The organism is Rhodopseudomonas sp. (genome assembly GCF_036404135.1).
Taxonomy (GTDB): Bacteria; Pseudomonadota; Alphaproteobacteria; order Rhizobiales; family Xanthobacteraceae; genus Rhodopseudomonas_A.
The window spans coordinates 12,621-25,611 of the sequence record NZ_DASWPE010000039.1; the positions used below are offsets into that span (position 1 = coordinate 12,621).

Consider the following 12,991-nt stretch of genomic DNA (forward strand, 5'->3'; position numbering starts at 1 on the left):
CCGTTGGTTTGGTCTCACGGCAGCTTGGTTGCGCCGGGGGCGGGCGTCAGCGTCGGGGTGCCGTCCGGCAGCATCACCGCCCAGCCATAGGTTTGCGATTTGCCGTGGCCGAGCGGCAGCACCATGGTGCCAAGCGTCGGCGTCAGCCCTTGGAGCGCCGCGCGATACGGCGCGGGGATTTCGTCGGTCCGCGGGAAATCCGACGTCGCCCAGATCACCAGCGTGCCGGATTGTTTCAGCCGCTCCGGGGTGATCCACGGGCTCTTGCGGAAATCGGCGTCGATGAACACCGACGGCCGCGGCGAGGCATACAGCGCCACGAAGCCGGCCTGCTTGAAATCGCCGGTGACGATATCCAGCCGGCGCAACGATTTGCTGTTCCAGATCGCCTGCATCGCGCCGGACAATTCGCGCGCCGGCCACATCTGGGTCGGCACCTGACCGCTGCCATTGGCCTTGGCGTTGACGAACACCACGTGGCCAATCGGCAGGCCGATCAGCACCAATAGCCAGATCGTCGTCACCAGCCGCGGCGCGCGCAGCACCACGGTCGACGGCAGCAGCATCACCATGGCGAGGCCTGACAGCGCCACCAGCGAGCCGCCGATTTCCGGGCGCTGGTCGACGCCGGCCCAGAACGTCATCGCGGCGATCATCAACAGCGGCAGGAACGCCGCCATCAGCACCAGCGATCGGTCGAACAGGCTCGGCCGATCAAGTTCGATCGCCACCGGCTCGCCCTGCAGCGGCAGCTTCGGAATCAGCGCCAGCAGCCCCACGACGAGGATGCCGGCGTGGTAGCCGAGTTGCGCGAACAGGAATTTCAGCCCCGCCCAGACCCGCGGCAGGAATCCTTCCACCGGCGGCCGGTCGAACGCGAAGCTGAAGGGCAGAAAATTGCTCTGCACCAGCCAGATCAGGTTCGGCAGCAGCACCAAGAGCCCGACCAGCGCCGCGACATAGGGCCCGCGGGTCAGAAGTTGCCTGCGGCCCTGCGGCATCAGCAAGAGATGCAGCGCCAGCACCGCCAGCAGCAGCGCGCCGGAATATTTCGAATACATCAGGATCGCCGCGGCGACGCCGAACAGCACCCAGTTCGACAGTTTGTCGCCCAGCACCGCCTTGCGATAGATGTAGACGGTGGCCGCGAAGATCGGCAACTGCCCGACGTTGTGGCTGTACATCGTCACCGGCGGCCCGAAATAATAGATCAGGATGGTGAGCGCGACGGCGAGCGTCGCGCCGGTCTTGCCGACGGTCTCCGCGCCGATCAGATAGACGAAATAGAACGTCGCCAGGATCGAGCCGATCGCCAGCACGAAATGCGAGCTGATCCAGTGGAAGGTGAGCTGATAGGCGATTTCGGTCAGCCACGGCTCCAGCGGCGGGTGCTTCCAATAGCCCCACTGCATTTCCTTGCCGAACAGGAACATCTCGTAGCTGTCGAACGGCATGCTGGGGAAGCTGACGGTGCTCGAGAACCATAGCGCGCCATAGGCCCCCATGATCCACAGCAACAGCCGGGTCGGCGAGGTCCGCAGCGCATCGAGAAAGGAATCGCAGGTCTCGGCGTAGAGCTTGGCAAACGAAAAGCCGGGCGCGGCCTTGCCGGCACCAGGCGTAGCCTGCGCTGCGCCGGCGGCGGGCGCTGCGGTCGCGGTCGGCTTGGCGGCCTTGGCCCGCGGCGCTGCTGCGGCGCCAGCTTGCGGCGGCACGGCGCGGGGGGCAGGCGCGGCAGCGCGTTGCTCCGCGATGGCGGCCGGCGCCGGGCCGACCGCGGCCGAAGCCTCGCCGGCCGCAGCCGCCGTCACCGGCTTCGGCGCAGCGCGCTGGGCCGCTGGCGGCGCGGAACCGTGACGCTTCTTCGGCGGCCGGTGCTTGGGCTTCTTGCGCTTAATGCTCGTCGTCCTAAGGCAGAGCGGCGCGCAACCGGCGAGCGGGCGCAACCGATCGTGGTGGTCACCGACGACGTTTTAATCAAATCGCCCGGCAAGGCAATCGGCCGGGGCTTGCGGCGCGACGCCGGGCGCACGGGGGCACCGTTCGGGCGCGACTTGCCCACAGCGCAAGCGCGGTCAGCCTTCGCCGAGCCGCATCTTGATCTTGCGCTTCAGCGCACGCTGGATCTTTTCGCTCTTGCGCAGCCGCTCGCCGAGGTCGGAGGCCTGGACGTCGTCGTCGAACGCCACGCCCACCGCTTCGGTGCTGCGCCAGACGATGTTGGCCAGGAACGAGCGGCCCTTGTGCGCGATACGCAGGCCGATCGCATTGGGCAGGCCAATGGTGCTCTCGAATTCCAGGCGGGCACCGCTACTGGACATGTTGCGCACGATGCAGTCGCGGGTGACGCCGCTGTCGCTTCGCGACGCAATCGCGCCGTACAGCACTTTGTCGCGCAAGTTTCGACGCCGATCGATCGTCATTGCCGCCATCCCGCGTTGAAAACGCGACCCTACGCTTCTGGCGGCGCGAGGGAAGGCGGCGCGCCGGGTTAGCTGGCGTTAGGGTAAATGATGGCCGACATGATGCCGGGGATCGGCCTAGGTGACTCCGTCGCGAACGGCGCGGGCGCGCTGTTTCTGGGCGTCGAACTCGCGCCGCCGCCGCGCCAGTTCCTCACGGCTCATCGCGTCGACATTGTTGTAGTCGCGCTTCCAGGACGGGTCATCGCGCCAGCGTAGCGGCGATTGCATCGTGGTCTGCGGGCCGGGCGTGGATTCCAGCAAACGCAGCGCCAGTTCCAGCGTCAAGGCCTGCGAGTCCGGGTCATGTGGCCTGCCGGCGGAATTGCCGAGCGGGAAGTCGCTGAACAAAAACCGCGGCACCGCGGCGTGTTCGACGATGTCCTTGGCGCAGCCCATCACCACGGTGGCGATGCCGTTCGCCTCCAGCTGCCGCGCCACCAGGCTGACGGTCTGATGGCACACCGGGCAGTTCGGCACCAGAACGACCGCGTCGACGCGATCGCCGCGACAGCGCGAGAGGATCTCCGGCGCATCGGTCTCCAGCGTGACCCGATGGCTGCGGTTGGTCGGCGCGCCGAAGAACCGCGGCGCCACCTCGCCGATGCGTCCGGCCGCGGCGAGGCGCTTGAGCTGCGGCAGCGGAAACCAGCAATTGCTGTCCTCGGCGGTCGTGTGGATACGGTCATAGGCGATGTGGGAAATGCGCAGATCGTGCGGCCGTGCGGTGTCGCCGTCATAGACCTGATAGAACTTGGCTTCGCCATTGTAAGGCGCGCCCGGGCCCTGGTCGCCTTTCGCCGGATCGAACGGCGCCGCGGTGGTGACGAGCGCGACGCGGGCCTGCGCCAGCGGCTTGCGCAGCGGATGGAACGGCGCGCCGATATGATGCGCCCAGCGATACGGCTCGGTGTAGCCGATTGCGGTGTAATACGCGCGGGTGCGCGCCATATAGGGGATCGGCACGTCGTCCTCGGCAGCGAAACCGGGTTGCTCACGCAGCGTTACAGCCATAACTTTGCCCCGGCTTCGATCATGCAGGCGATTGTTGTCGCGCTGCGCCTGGTGTCAAGTCGCAGCGTGCGCGGTCACACGCCGCATTCGAAATGGACCTGTTGATGCCGGCACCTCGCGCCTTGCGATCGGTTGTTTGTTTGCTGATGCTGGGCGCGCTGAGCGTCGGCGTACCGCTGCGCGCCGAAGATGCGCCGCTAGGCAGCGACGCAAGGACCAAGGAGGCGCCCGCCGCGGCGGCGCCGAGCGGCGAGGCCGAGCCGAAGCAGGACGCTCAGCCGCAACAGTCTCAGCAGCAACAGCCTCAACAAGCATCGCCGCCGCAGCAGCCCGAACAAGCGCCGCCACAGCAAGCCTCGCCACCGCAAGCCTCGCTACCGGCTGAGGTCGCGGGCAACGGCGACACCCGCGAGGCGATCTGCCTGATGATCGAATCCGCCGCCAAGGCGCATGATTTGCCGCTGGAGTTTTTCGCCCGCGTGATCTGGCAGGAAAGCCGGTTCCAGCCCGACGCGATTGGCCCGTTGACCCGCAGCGGCAGCCGCGCCCAGGGCATCGCGCAGTTCATGCCCGGCACCGCCAGCGAGCGGCGGCTGCTCGATCCGTTCGATCCGGTGCAGGCGCTGCCGAAATCCGCGGAATTCCTGAGCGAATTTCGCGGCCAGTTCGGCAATCTCGGGCTGGCGGCTGCGGCCTATAATGCCGGGCCGCGCCGGGTGCAGGACTGGATCGCCGGCTCCGGTTATCTGCCACAGGAGACCCGCAACTACGTCTCCGCCATCACCGGCACCTCGGTCGACGACTGGGCGGCGATCGGCCGCAACGGCAAGGCCGCCGAACCGGCGCCGCCGACCAGTTGCCGGACGCTGATGGCGCTGTTGACGCGGGCGCCCAATCCGTTCGTGACCCAGCTCGCCGAGCGGGTGAAACTCGGGGCGGATCGGCCATGGGGCGTGCAGCTGGCGGCCGGCTTCAATCGCGACCGCGCATTGTCGCTCTATGCCCGCGCGATGTCGCGGCTCGGTTCGGTGATCGGCGATCAGGACCCGAATCTGTTGAGTTCGGTGTGGCGCAGCCGCGGCACGCGTACCTTCTATCAGGTGCGGATCGGCGCCGACAGCCGCGTCGTGGCGGACAATCTCTGCGGCAAGATCCGCCGCGCCGGCGGCGCCTGCTTGGTGTTGCGCAATGCGCGGTTGAACGGCTGACGATCAAGCAAAGCGTCAGGCGCCGGCTTGACGGCCGGCCTTTCGGTCCGCCAATACGACGCTTCACGCAATCGACGGGCATCATGGCGCTTGCTGATCTCGATTCGCCAAAATGGCAGACTGCGGCCGGCGCTTTCAGGCAGGGCCTGCGCGCGGTGACGACCTCGGTGCTGACGGCGGTGCTGTTTGCGACCTATCTCGGCATCGGCGCGCTGGCGCACGATACGCATTTCAGCCTCGGCTGGGTGCTGGCGTCGACCTTGTTTGTCTGGGCCGGTCCGGCGCAGATCATCCTGATCTCGACGCTGGCTTCGGGGGCGACCGTGGCGCAGGCCGCGATCGCGGTCACGGTGAGCGCGATCCGCCTGTTTCCGATGGTGGTCGCGGTGCTGCCGATGATGCGTACCGCCACCACCAGAAAGCGGCAACTGATCCTGCCTTCGCATTTCATCGCGGTGACGCTGTGGGTGGAGTGCTTCCGGCTGTTTCCGATGGTGCCGCGCCAGGCGCGGATCGCCTTCACCCTTGGCCTGGGCTGTGGCCTGGTCTCGGTCTGCCTGGTCGCCAATGTGGTCGGCTTTCAGCTCGCGGCCAATCTGCCGCAATTGTTCGGCGCCGCGATCCTGCTGCTGACGCCGCTGGCGTTCCTGCTGTCGACCGCGCGCAACTGCCGCGAACTCGCGGACGTCGCAGCGCTCGGGCTGGGACTAGCGCTGTTTCCGCTGGTGTCGCTGCTCAACACCGGCGTTGACATCCTGATCAGCGGCGTCGCTGCCGGCAGCATCGCTTACGGCGTGCATGTCTGGAGACGGCGGCGATGAGCGAGTTCATCGGCGATTGGCACGCGCTGGTGGTGCTACTCGTGGCCGGCTTTCTGCCGAACGAGGTGTGGCGGATGCTCGGGTTGTGGCTCGGCCACGGGCTCGACGAAGCCTCCGAAATCCTGGTGTGGGTGAGGGCGGTGGCGACCGCGATCCTCGCCGGCGTGATCGCCCAGATCTTGGTGCTGCCGCCCGGTGCGCTGGCCAGCGTGCCGGGCCCGCTGCGCTATGGCGCGGTCGCCGTGGGGCTGGTGGTGTTCGTCGTGGCGCGCCCGCTCCATCCTGCTCGGCGTGCTGGCAGGCGAGGCGACCATGCTGATCGGCAAATGGGCGCTCGGATAGCGCTTGCCGCGGCGGTCGCATTGGTCTAACCGCGAGATCAGCCTTGTCGCCACAAGCTGGACTGCACCATGACCTATAGTGACATCCGCGACGGCGAAATCGCCGTGACGGCGCCGCCTGCCACCGACGCCGGGCTGATCTTCATCGGCCGCGTCCGCACGCCGTGGACCTCGCGCGATCAGACGCCGCGACAGGGCGCGCTCGACGGGCCGGTGTGCCGGCTGCAGATCTTCGATCCCTGGCTGCCGGCGCTGCAGGGGCTGGAGAAATACGCCTATCTCGAAGTGCTGTATTGGCTGCATCTGTCGCGGCGCGACCTGGTGCTGCAGAAACGCCGCGGCGACGCGGCGCGCGGCACCTTCGCGCTGCGCTCGCCGCTGCGGCCCAATCCGATCGGCACCTCGCGGGTGACGCTGGTCGGCATCGAAGGCGCCAGCGTGCTGGTGCGCGGGCTGGATTGCCTCGACGACACGCCGCTGATCGATCTGAAGCCCGACCGCTTCCAGTGCGCGATGCCGGAGGGGAAGTAGCGCTCGCGCTTTCCGGTTTGGTCGATGTGCCGGGAAATAACAGGTCGTCATTCCGCAGGGCTATCGCATATGTATTCTCGGACTGATCCGAGCACATATCGGTGGGGATGTGGCGTCACCATTTCCGCGGGTCGTCCCTGCGTACGCAGGGACCCATACGGCGCGAAATTGCTTTTTTGGCGCTGTGGTAAAGACCTTTTTTCCACCTCCGACGCCAGGGGGTATGGGTCCCTGCGTACGCAGGGACGACCCGCGGAGGGGCCAAGCGCGTTGCGAGATTCGGGGTTCACTCGCAGCTACGCTGCTCGCGCCCCGGAATGACGAGGTGACGAACGCACGATCAGGATGACGGCTTAGCCCGATTAGCCCTGTAGCGCTGCGATCAATTTTGCCGCCTGCGCCTCCAGCACAGCTTCGTCTTCCTTGCGGCTGGCCGGCGGCAGCAAAGCCACGCCATCGTGGCGCGGGATCACGTGCATATGCAGGTGAAACACCACCTGGCCGCCGGCGGCTTCGGAAAACTGCTGCACGGTGATGCCGTCGGCGTTGAACGCAGCCTTGGCGGCGCGGGCGATGGTGTGGGCGCCGCGCGCGACATGGGCAAAATCCTCCGCGGAAATGTCGAGGATGTTGCGTGCCTTAGCCTTCGGCAACACCAGCGTATGGCCGGGCGCGCGCGGCATGATGTCGAGAAACGCCAGCACGTGGTCGTTCTCATAGACCTTGTAGCAGGAGAATTCGCCGCGCAGAATCTTGGCGAAGATGTTGTCGGGATCATAGGCGGTCATGACGACTCCGGAAATTGACGGAGGCGACTGTCGCCGCCGCGCGGGGCGCGGTCAAGACGGCTCGTCGGCGGCTTTGCGGAACGGCCCGGCCTCGGTGAGTTCGCGCGCCGCCGCGGCGACATAGGCGCGCTCCTGCTTTAGGTAGTCCGCGACCGCGCGGCGCAGCGCCGGATCGGCGATGTAATGCGCCGAATAGGTGGTTTGCGGCAGGTAGCCGCGCGCGATCTTGTGCTCGCCCTGCGCGCCGGCCTCGACCGTGGCAAGGCCGCGCGCAATGGCGAAGTCGATCGCCTGATAGTAGCAGACCTCGAAATGCAAAAACGGGTGGTGTTCGATCGCGCCCCAGTGTCGGCCGAACAGCGTGTCGCCGCCGATGAAATTGATCGCCCCGGCGATGAAGCGGCCGTTGCGCTTCGCCATCACCAAGAGAACATGCTCGCTCATGGTGCGGCCGATCTCGCTGTAGAACGCGCGGGTCAGATAGGGCCGGCCCCATTTGCGCGACCCGGTGTCCATGTAGAATTCGAAGAACGCGTCCCAGGCCTCTTCGGTGATCGCGGCGCCGGTCAACGCCTCGATGCTGATGCCGTCGACCAAAGCGTCGCGGCGCTCGCGCTTGATCGCCTTGCGATGCCGCGACGCCAGCGTGGCGAGAAAATCGTCGAAGCTGCGATAGCCGGCATTGTGCCAGTGAAATTGCTGGTCGGTGCGCTGCAGGAAGCCCTGCTGCGCCAGAAATCTCCATTCGGCTTCGCGGGCGAAGGTGACGTGCACCGAGGACGCCTTGCTGACGTCGCACAGCGCGATCAGGCCGTTGGCCAGCGCGGTGCCGACCTCTGCGGCGTCGACGCCGGCGCGGATCAACAGCCGCGGCCCGGTCGCTGGCGTGAACGGCACCGAGACCTGCAGCTTCGGATAATAGCGGCCGCCGGCGCGCTGATAGGCATCGGCCCAGCCGCGGTCGAACACGTATTCACCCTGCGAATGCGACTTCAGGTAGCACGGCACGATGCCGACCACGCTGTCCTCCTGCCGGGCCACGAGATGGCGCGGGCCCCAGCCGGTGCGGGCGCAGGCCGATTTCGAGGCCTCCAGGGCGGCGAAGAAGGCGTGCGAGGTGAACGGATTGAACGACGCGGCAGGGACGCAGACGCTGTTGCCCGGCGAGGCCCCGGGTTGCAGCGGCGCGACCGCGCAGGCGTCCCACTCTTCGGCCGCAATCTGGCTGACCGAGCCCACCGCTTCGAGCGAGATCTCCGGCGAGGTCATCGATCGACAGACCGGGCAACAGGATCGGGCAAATCGGGATCGAGCATCGTCGGCGCCATCCTGCAGATTTGTGCATTGCCCGCGGCAGTTCAAGATCGCTCAGGCGTCCGGGCGGAATCCTTCGAAAATCATCTGATCGGCGTAGCGCGCGGCGCGCTGCCGCTGCTCCGGCGTCCGTACCGTCCAGGTCAACAGCGCACAGCCGAACAGCTTGCGCGCGATCCACGGCGCCGGCGCCGGCAGATCGCGCACCCAATAGGCGACGAAATGCGGCCGGGTCTGCAGGCCATGGCGCAATTGCAGCATGCCCTGGCGCTGCGCCGGCGTGAGCTGTTGCCACTCGGCGTCGTCATAGCGGCGCTGCGCGGTGATGCCGCGCAGCAGTTGCGGCATCGCTTCGCGCAAGGCCAGCACCTGGTCGGGATCGAACGACATCGCCGCCACCGGGCCGCGATAGCGCGTCAGCACCTGCGCCATCCGCGCCACCAGCCGGCGGTCGCCGTCGAAATGGCTCTTCACCTCGAGCAGCAGCGGCACCGCGCCGTCGACCAGGGCGCACAGATCGCCGAGTGTCATCATCCGCTCCGCCGTCTCCTTGAACGGCACCTGCTTCAGCTGTGCCGCGGTCAGGTCGTGCAGCGCGCCGCGGCCTTCGGTGAGGCGCCCCAGCGCGTCGTCGTGATGCACCATGGCCTCGCCGTCGGCCGACAATTGCAGGTCGACCTCGATGCCGAACCGCCCGGCCACCGCCGCGGTGACCGCGCCCGGCATGTTCTCGACCACGCCGCGGGCGCGATCATGCAGCCCGCGATGCGCGATCGGCCGTGCGGTCAACCAGTCCGGCGCGCGCATCGGCGGTTTCCTCAGGCGACTTCGAACACCGCGTCGACCTCGACCGCGGCGTCGGCCGGCAACGCGGCGACGCCGACCGCGGCGCGGGCGTGGCGACCCTTGTCGCCGAACGCCGCGACCATCAGGTCTGAGGCGCCGTTCACCACTTTCGGAGCGTCGATGAAATCCGGCGCCGAATTGACGAAGCCGCCGAGCCGCACCACGCGCACCACCTTGTCGAGGTCGCCGAGCGCTGCCTTGACCTGCGCCAGGATATTGACGGCGCAGCCGCGCGCCGCGGCGACGCCCTGTTCGATGCTGACGTCGGCGCCGAGCTTGCCCTTGGCGATCAGCTGGCCCTGCGGATCGAAGCAGACCTGACCGGAGACGAACAGCAGATTGCCGGAACGGACGAAGCCGACATAGTTCGCAACCGGGCTCGCCGGCTCGTGCAGCACCACGCCCTGCGCCGCAAGTTTCTGCTCAACCGTTCCTGCCATGCTGATCCCCGATGATTGTTATGTCGCGACCCGCCGCAGGCCGCGAACGGGGGACTCCCTGTTTCGCGCAAAGCGCCGCGACATGCAAGCAAGCCCGGAACCAGTCGCAACCCGTGAAAAATCGCGCCGCTATCCGCGTTCGAGCCATGGTTGCGGCGCAATGCGGGAGCCAGTATTCTCGCGGTTTCAACGCAGGGGAGGTGTGATGCGCCGTTTGTGGCCAATTTCGCGGGTTCGGTTGTCGTTGCTGGCAATCGCCGTGACCGTGTCGCCTGCCGGGTTTTGCGGTGCCGCCGAGGCCGGCGCGCCGCCGGCGTTCCTGGCGCATCAGGCGCTGTATGAACTCAGCCTGTTGAAGGCGCGCGGCAATGCCTCGGTCAACAGCGTGCGCGGCCGCATCCTGTATAATTTCTCCGGCAGCGCCTGCGAAGGCTACAGCTCGGATTTCCGCCAGGTTTCCGAACTCGACAGCGGCGAGGGCAAGAACACGCTGAGCGATCTGCGCTCGACCAGCTGGGAAGACGGCGAGGGCAAGAGCTATCGCTTCAAGATCGACACCCGGATGAACGATGCCGATCCGAGCTCGGTCGACGGCATCGCCGAGCGCAACGGCGATCACGTCACCGTCAAGCTGAAGCGGCCGGCGGCCAAGACCTTCACGCTGGACGGCGCGACGGTGTTTCCCACCGAACAGATCCACCGCATCATCGAGGCGGCGCGGTCCGGCAAGTCGGTGCTCGAATTGTCGGTCTATGACGGCTCGGACAATGGCGAGAAGGTCTACAACACGCTGACCGTGATCGGCCAGCCGATCGCCGGCGACCGCGCGGTGTCGGCGCCGGATCCCTCCACCAGCTATGATGCGATGAAGTCATTGACCCGCTGGCCGGTGACGGTGAGCTACTACGACCGCGACACCAAGGCCAATTCCGGCGAGCAGACGCCGGTCTATGCGATGTCGTTCGAGCTCTATGAAAACGGCGTGTCGCGCGCGCTGGTGCTCGACTACAATGATTTCGTGATCGCCGGCGCGCTCGGTAAGTTCGATGTCAAGGACAGCAAGGCCTGCAAGTAAGCGCGTGACGTATGAGGGCGTGAAGTAATTTCTTCTTCTCTCTCCCGTTGTGGGAGAAGGAAGGAGTTACTCCCTCGGCTTCTCCGGCCCGTCATAGGCGATGCCCTTGATCACCGCGGCGCTGCCGAATTTCTTGCGCAGGTCGTCCATCGCGCGTTCGGCGTGGGCGGCGCGGGCGTCCAGCATGTCGGTGTCGTCGGCAGCCGAGCCCGGCGCCAGCGCGCTGACCCCGGTGCCGATCAGCCGGAACGCGGTGCCGTCGATTTCCTTGGCCAGCATGTCGCGCGACAGCGCGAAGATCTTGCCGGCGAGCTGGGTCGGCGCCTGAATGGTCTGCGCTCGGGTGCGCTGGCGGAAGTCCGCGGTCTTCAACTTCAGCGTGATCGTCGAGCCGGCGAGATCGGCGCTCTTCAACCGTGACGAGACTTTCTCCGACAGCCGCCACAGCACTTTCTCCAGCGTCGCCAGATCGCGAATGTCGGTCTCGAAGGTGGTTTCGTTGGAAATGCTTTTGGCGCCGCGGTCCGGCACCACGGCGCGGTCGTCGATGCCGCGGGCGAGACGCCACAGCCGTTGCCCTTCGGCGCCGAACTGCTTCATCAGATCGACCTCGGCGGCGCGCTGCAGATCGCCGATCAGGCGATAGCCTCGCGCGAATAGCCGCTGTTCGGTGGCGGGGCCGACGCCGAAGATGAAGCCGACCGGGCGACCCGCCAGCATGGCGCGGGCGTCGTCCTGATCGAGCACCGCAAAGCCGCGCGGCTTGTCGAGATCGGAGGCGATCTTGGCGAGAAATTTGTTGCACGACAGCCCGACCGACACCGTGATGCCGATCTCGCGCTCGACCTTGGCGGCGAACCGCGCCAGCACCTTGGCGGCGATCATGCCGTGCACGCGCTCGGTGCCGGCGAGATCGAGGAACGCCTCGTCGATCGACAAGGGCTCGACCAAGGGCGTCAGCGCCAGCATGGCGTGCCGCACCTCGCGGCCGACGCGGACGTATTTCGCCATGTCGGGGCGCACCACCGCGGCGTCGGGGCACAGCGCCAGGGCCTTGAACATCGGCATCGCCGAGCGCACGCCATAGGTCCGCGCGATGTAGCAGGCTGCCGAGACCACGCCGCGCTTGCCGCCGCCGATGATCACCGGGCGGTCGGCGATCGCCGGATTGTCGCGCTTTTCGACGGTGGCGTAGAACGCGTCGCAGTCGATATGCGCCAGCGTCAGCGTGCCGAGCTTGGCGTGACGCACCAGCCGCGGCGAGCCGCAGCCGCCGCACCGCAGCCCCGCGCCGTCGGATTCGGCGAGGCAGTCGCGGCAGAAGCCGCGCGCCCTCGCGGGCGCTTCCGCGGTCACGGCACGTCGCGTTCCCACGGCACTTCGTCGAGCGCCTGGCGCGCCGCGGCGATCGTGGTGGGATCGAGTTCGGATGCCACGGCGAACGCTTTCACGGTGTCGTCGTCGCGCAGCACGAAGTCCAGCACGCCGGCGAGGAATTGCGGGTCGGCCGCGGCCAGCCGCAGGGTTTCCGGGCCAAGCCCGGTCTCGGCCAGGAACCGGCCCAGCCGCTCGGGCTCCGAGGCGACGAAGGACAGGGCCTGGACTGCCACGATTTCAGCCACTTGGCGGGCTTTTCGATGATCCTTGCTCATCTGCAATGTTTGCCTTTCCGTAACTTATAGTCTCTATTTTAATTCATCATGCCCGAGTCTTGCGGCGTGGCGAACAGGTTCGCTGGTCGCAGATCCGGGCATTCGTTTGGGGATTGGAGGGCGGGATGGCAAAAACCGTCCTGATCGTGGAAGACAACGAGCTTAACATGAAGCTGTTTCGTGACCTGCTGGAAGCCCATGGCTACCAGACGTCGGGAACCAGCAACGGTTATGAGGCGCTCGAACTCGTCCGCAAGCTTCACCCCGACCTGATCCTGATGGACATCCAGTTGCCGCAGGTCTCCGGTCTGGAGGTCACGCGCTGGATCAAGGACGATCCCGAACTGCGCGCCATCCCGGTGGTCGCGGTCACCGCCTTCGCTATGAAGGGCGACGAAGAGCGAATCCGCGAGGGCGGCTGCGAGGCCTATCTGTCCAAGCCGATCTCGGTCGGCAAGTTCATCGAAACCGTTCGCCGCTTTATCGGGTAGGAGAGTTC

14 protein-coding genes and 1 pseudogene are annotated in these 12,991 nt (G+C 66.8%); 6 read left to right on the forward strand and 9 right to left on the reverse strand.

Translation table 11 applies throughout. The features are described 5' to 3' along the window. Positions 1 to 14: 14 nt before the first annotated feature. The 3 genes from VGC77_RS04470 to VGC77_RS04480 all read right to left on the reverse strand — a co-directional run bounded on the left by VGC77_RS04470 (position 15) and on the right by VGC77_RS04480 (position 3,476). A complete protein-coding gene (locus tag VGC77_RS04470) occupies positions 15 to 1,811 on the reverse strand; it encodes a glycosyltransferase family 39 protein (RefSeq protein ID WP_331170367.1) in 1,797 nt (598 codons plus the stop codon). A 264-nt stretch (positions 1,812 to 2,075) separates the two neighbouring features. Then, positions 2,076 to 2,423, reverse strand: a complete 348-nt coding sequence (locus VGC77_RS04475; RefSeq protein ID WP_331170368.1) for a PilZ domain-containing protein — start codon at positions 2,421 to 2,423, stop codon at positions 2,076 to 2,078. 117 nt (positions 2,424 to 2,540) lie between these two features. After that, complete coding sequence (locus VGC77_RS04480; protein ID WP_331170369.1) at positions 2,541 to 3,476, reverse strand: glycine/sarcosine/betaine reductase selenoprotein B family protein; 936 nt, start codon at positions 3,474 to 3,476, stop codon at positions 2,541 to 2,543. A 146-nt stretch (positions 3,477 to 3,622) separates the two neighbouring features. Here VGC77_RS04480 and VGC77_RS04485 point away from each other — a divergent pair, with 146 nt between their 5' ends. From VGC77_RS04485 to tsaA, 4 genes and pseudogenes are all read left to right on the forward strand, one after another. Then, a complete protein-coding gene (locus VGC77_RS04485; RefSeq protein WP_331170370.1) occupies positions 3,623 to 4,684 on the forward strand; it encodes a lytic transglycosylase domain-containing protein in 1,062 nt (353 codons plus the stop codon). 83 nt (positions 4,685 to 4,767) lie between these two features. Next, on the forward strand, positions 4,768 to 5,505 hold the full coding sequence (locus tag VGC77_RS04490; protein WP_331170371.1) for an AzlC family ABC transporter permease: 738 nt from the start codon (positions 4,768 to 4,770) through the stop codon (positions 5,503 to 5,505). Next, positions 5,502 to 5,847: pseudogene (locus VGC77_RS04495) on the forward strand (AzlD domain-containing protein). Before VGC77_RS04490 ends, VGC77_RS04495 begins: the two are co-directional and overlap by 4 nt. A gap of 68 nt (positions 5,848 to 5,915) precedes the next feature. Beyond that, positions 5,916 to 6,377 (forward strand): tRNA (N6-threonylcarbamoyladenosine(37)-N6)-methyltransferase TrmO, encoded by a 462-nt coding sequence (tsaA, locus tag VGC77_RS04500; RefSeq protein ID WP_331170372.1) that lies wholly within the window; start codon positions 5,916 to 5,918, stop codon positions 6,375 to 6,377. Between the two features lie 362 nt (positions 6,378 to 6,739). Here tsaA and VGC77_RS04505 read toward each other — a convergent pair whose 3' ends face one another. The 4 genes from VGC77_RS04505 to VGC77_RS04520 all read right to left on the reverse strand — a co-directional run bounded on the left by VGC77_RS04505 (position 6,740) and on the right by VGC77_RS04520 (position 9,765). Then, the gene (locus VGC77_RS04505) at positions 6,740 to 7,165 is read right to left on the reverse strand and encodes an HIT family protein (RefSeq protein WP_331170373.1); all 426 of its coding nucleotides are present in this window, start codon (positions 7,163 to 7,165) and stop codon (positions 6,740 to 6,742) included. A 51-nt stretch (positions 7,166 to 7,216) separates the two neighbouring features. Continuing rightward, positions 7,217 to 8,434 carry a GNAT family N-acetyltransferase gene (locus VGC77_RS04510; protein WP_331170374.1) on the reverse strand — a complete coding sequence of 406 codons (1,218 nt, stop codon included), beginning with the start codon at positions 8,432 to 8,434 and terminating at the stop codon, positions 7,217 to 7,219. 99 nt (positions 8,435 to 8,533) lie between these two features. Further along, positions 8,534 to 9,286, reverse strand: coding sequence for a glycerophosphodiester phosphodiesterase (locus tag VGC77_RS04515; protein WP_331170375.1), 753 nt, complete (start codon positions 9,284 to 9,286; stop codon positions 8,534 to 8,536). Positions 9,287 to 9,297: 11 nt separating this feature from the next. Next, complete coding sequence (locus tag VGC77_RS04520; RefSeq protein WP_331170376.1) at positions 9,298 to 9,765, reverse strand: RidA family protein; 468 nt, start codon at positions 9,763 to 9,765, stop codon at positions 9,298 to 9,300. Between the two features lie 205 nt (positions 9,766 to 9,970). Between VGC77_RS04520 and VGC77_RS04525 the strand changes: the two genes are divergently transcribed. Continuing rightward, a complete protein-coding gene (locus VGC77_RS04525) occupies positions 9,971 to 10,840 on the forward strand; it encodes a cell envelope integrity EipB family protein (RefSeq protein ID WP_331170377.1) in 870 nt (289 codons plus the stop codon). Positions 10,841 to 10,906: 66 nt separating this feature from the next. Here VGC77_RS04525 and VGC77_RS04530 read toward each other — a convergent pair whose 3' ends face one another. Then, on the reverse strand, positions 10,907 to 12,196 hold the full coding sequence (locus VGC77_RS04530; protein WP_331170378.1) for a DNA polymerase IV: 1,290 nt from the start codon (positions 12,194 to 12,196) through the stop codon (positions 10,907 to 10,909). Next, positions 12,193 to 12,492: a DUF3572 domain-containing protein gene (locus tag VGC77_RS04535; protein ID WP_331170379.1), complete on the reverse strand. Its 300-nt coding sequence runs from the start codon at positions 12,490 to 12,492 to the stop codon at positions 12,193 to 12,195. The genes VGC77_RS04530 and VGC77_RS04535 overlap by 4 nt, the downstream gene beginning before the upstream one ends. Positions 12,493 to 12,617: 125 nt before the next feature. Here VGC77_RS04535 and VGC77_RS04540 point away from each other — a divergent pair, with 125 nt between their 5' ends. After that, the gene (locus VGC77_RS04540) at positions 12,618 to 12,983 is read left to right on the forward strand and encodes a response regulator (protein ID WP_331170380.1); all 366 of its coding nucleotides are present in this window, start codon (positions 12,618 to 12,620) and stop codon (positions 12,981 to 12,983) included. Positions 12,984 to 12,991: the final 8 nt, after the last annotated feature.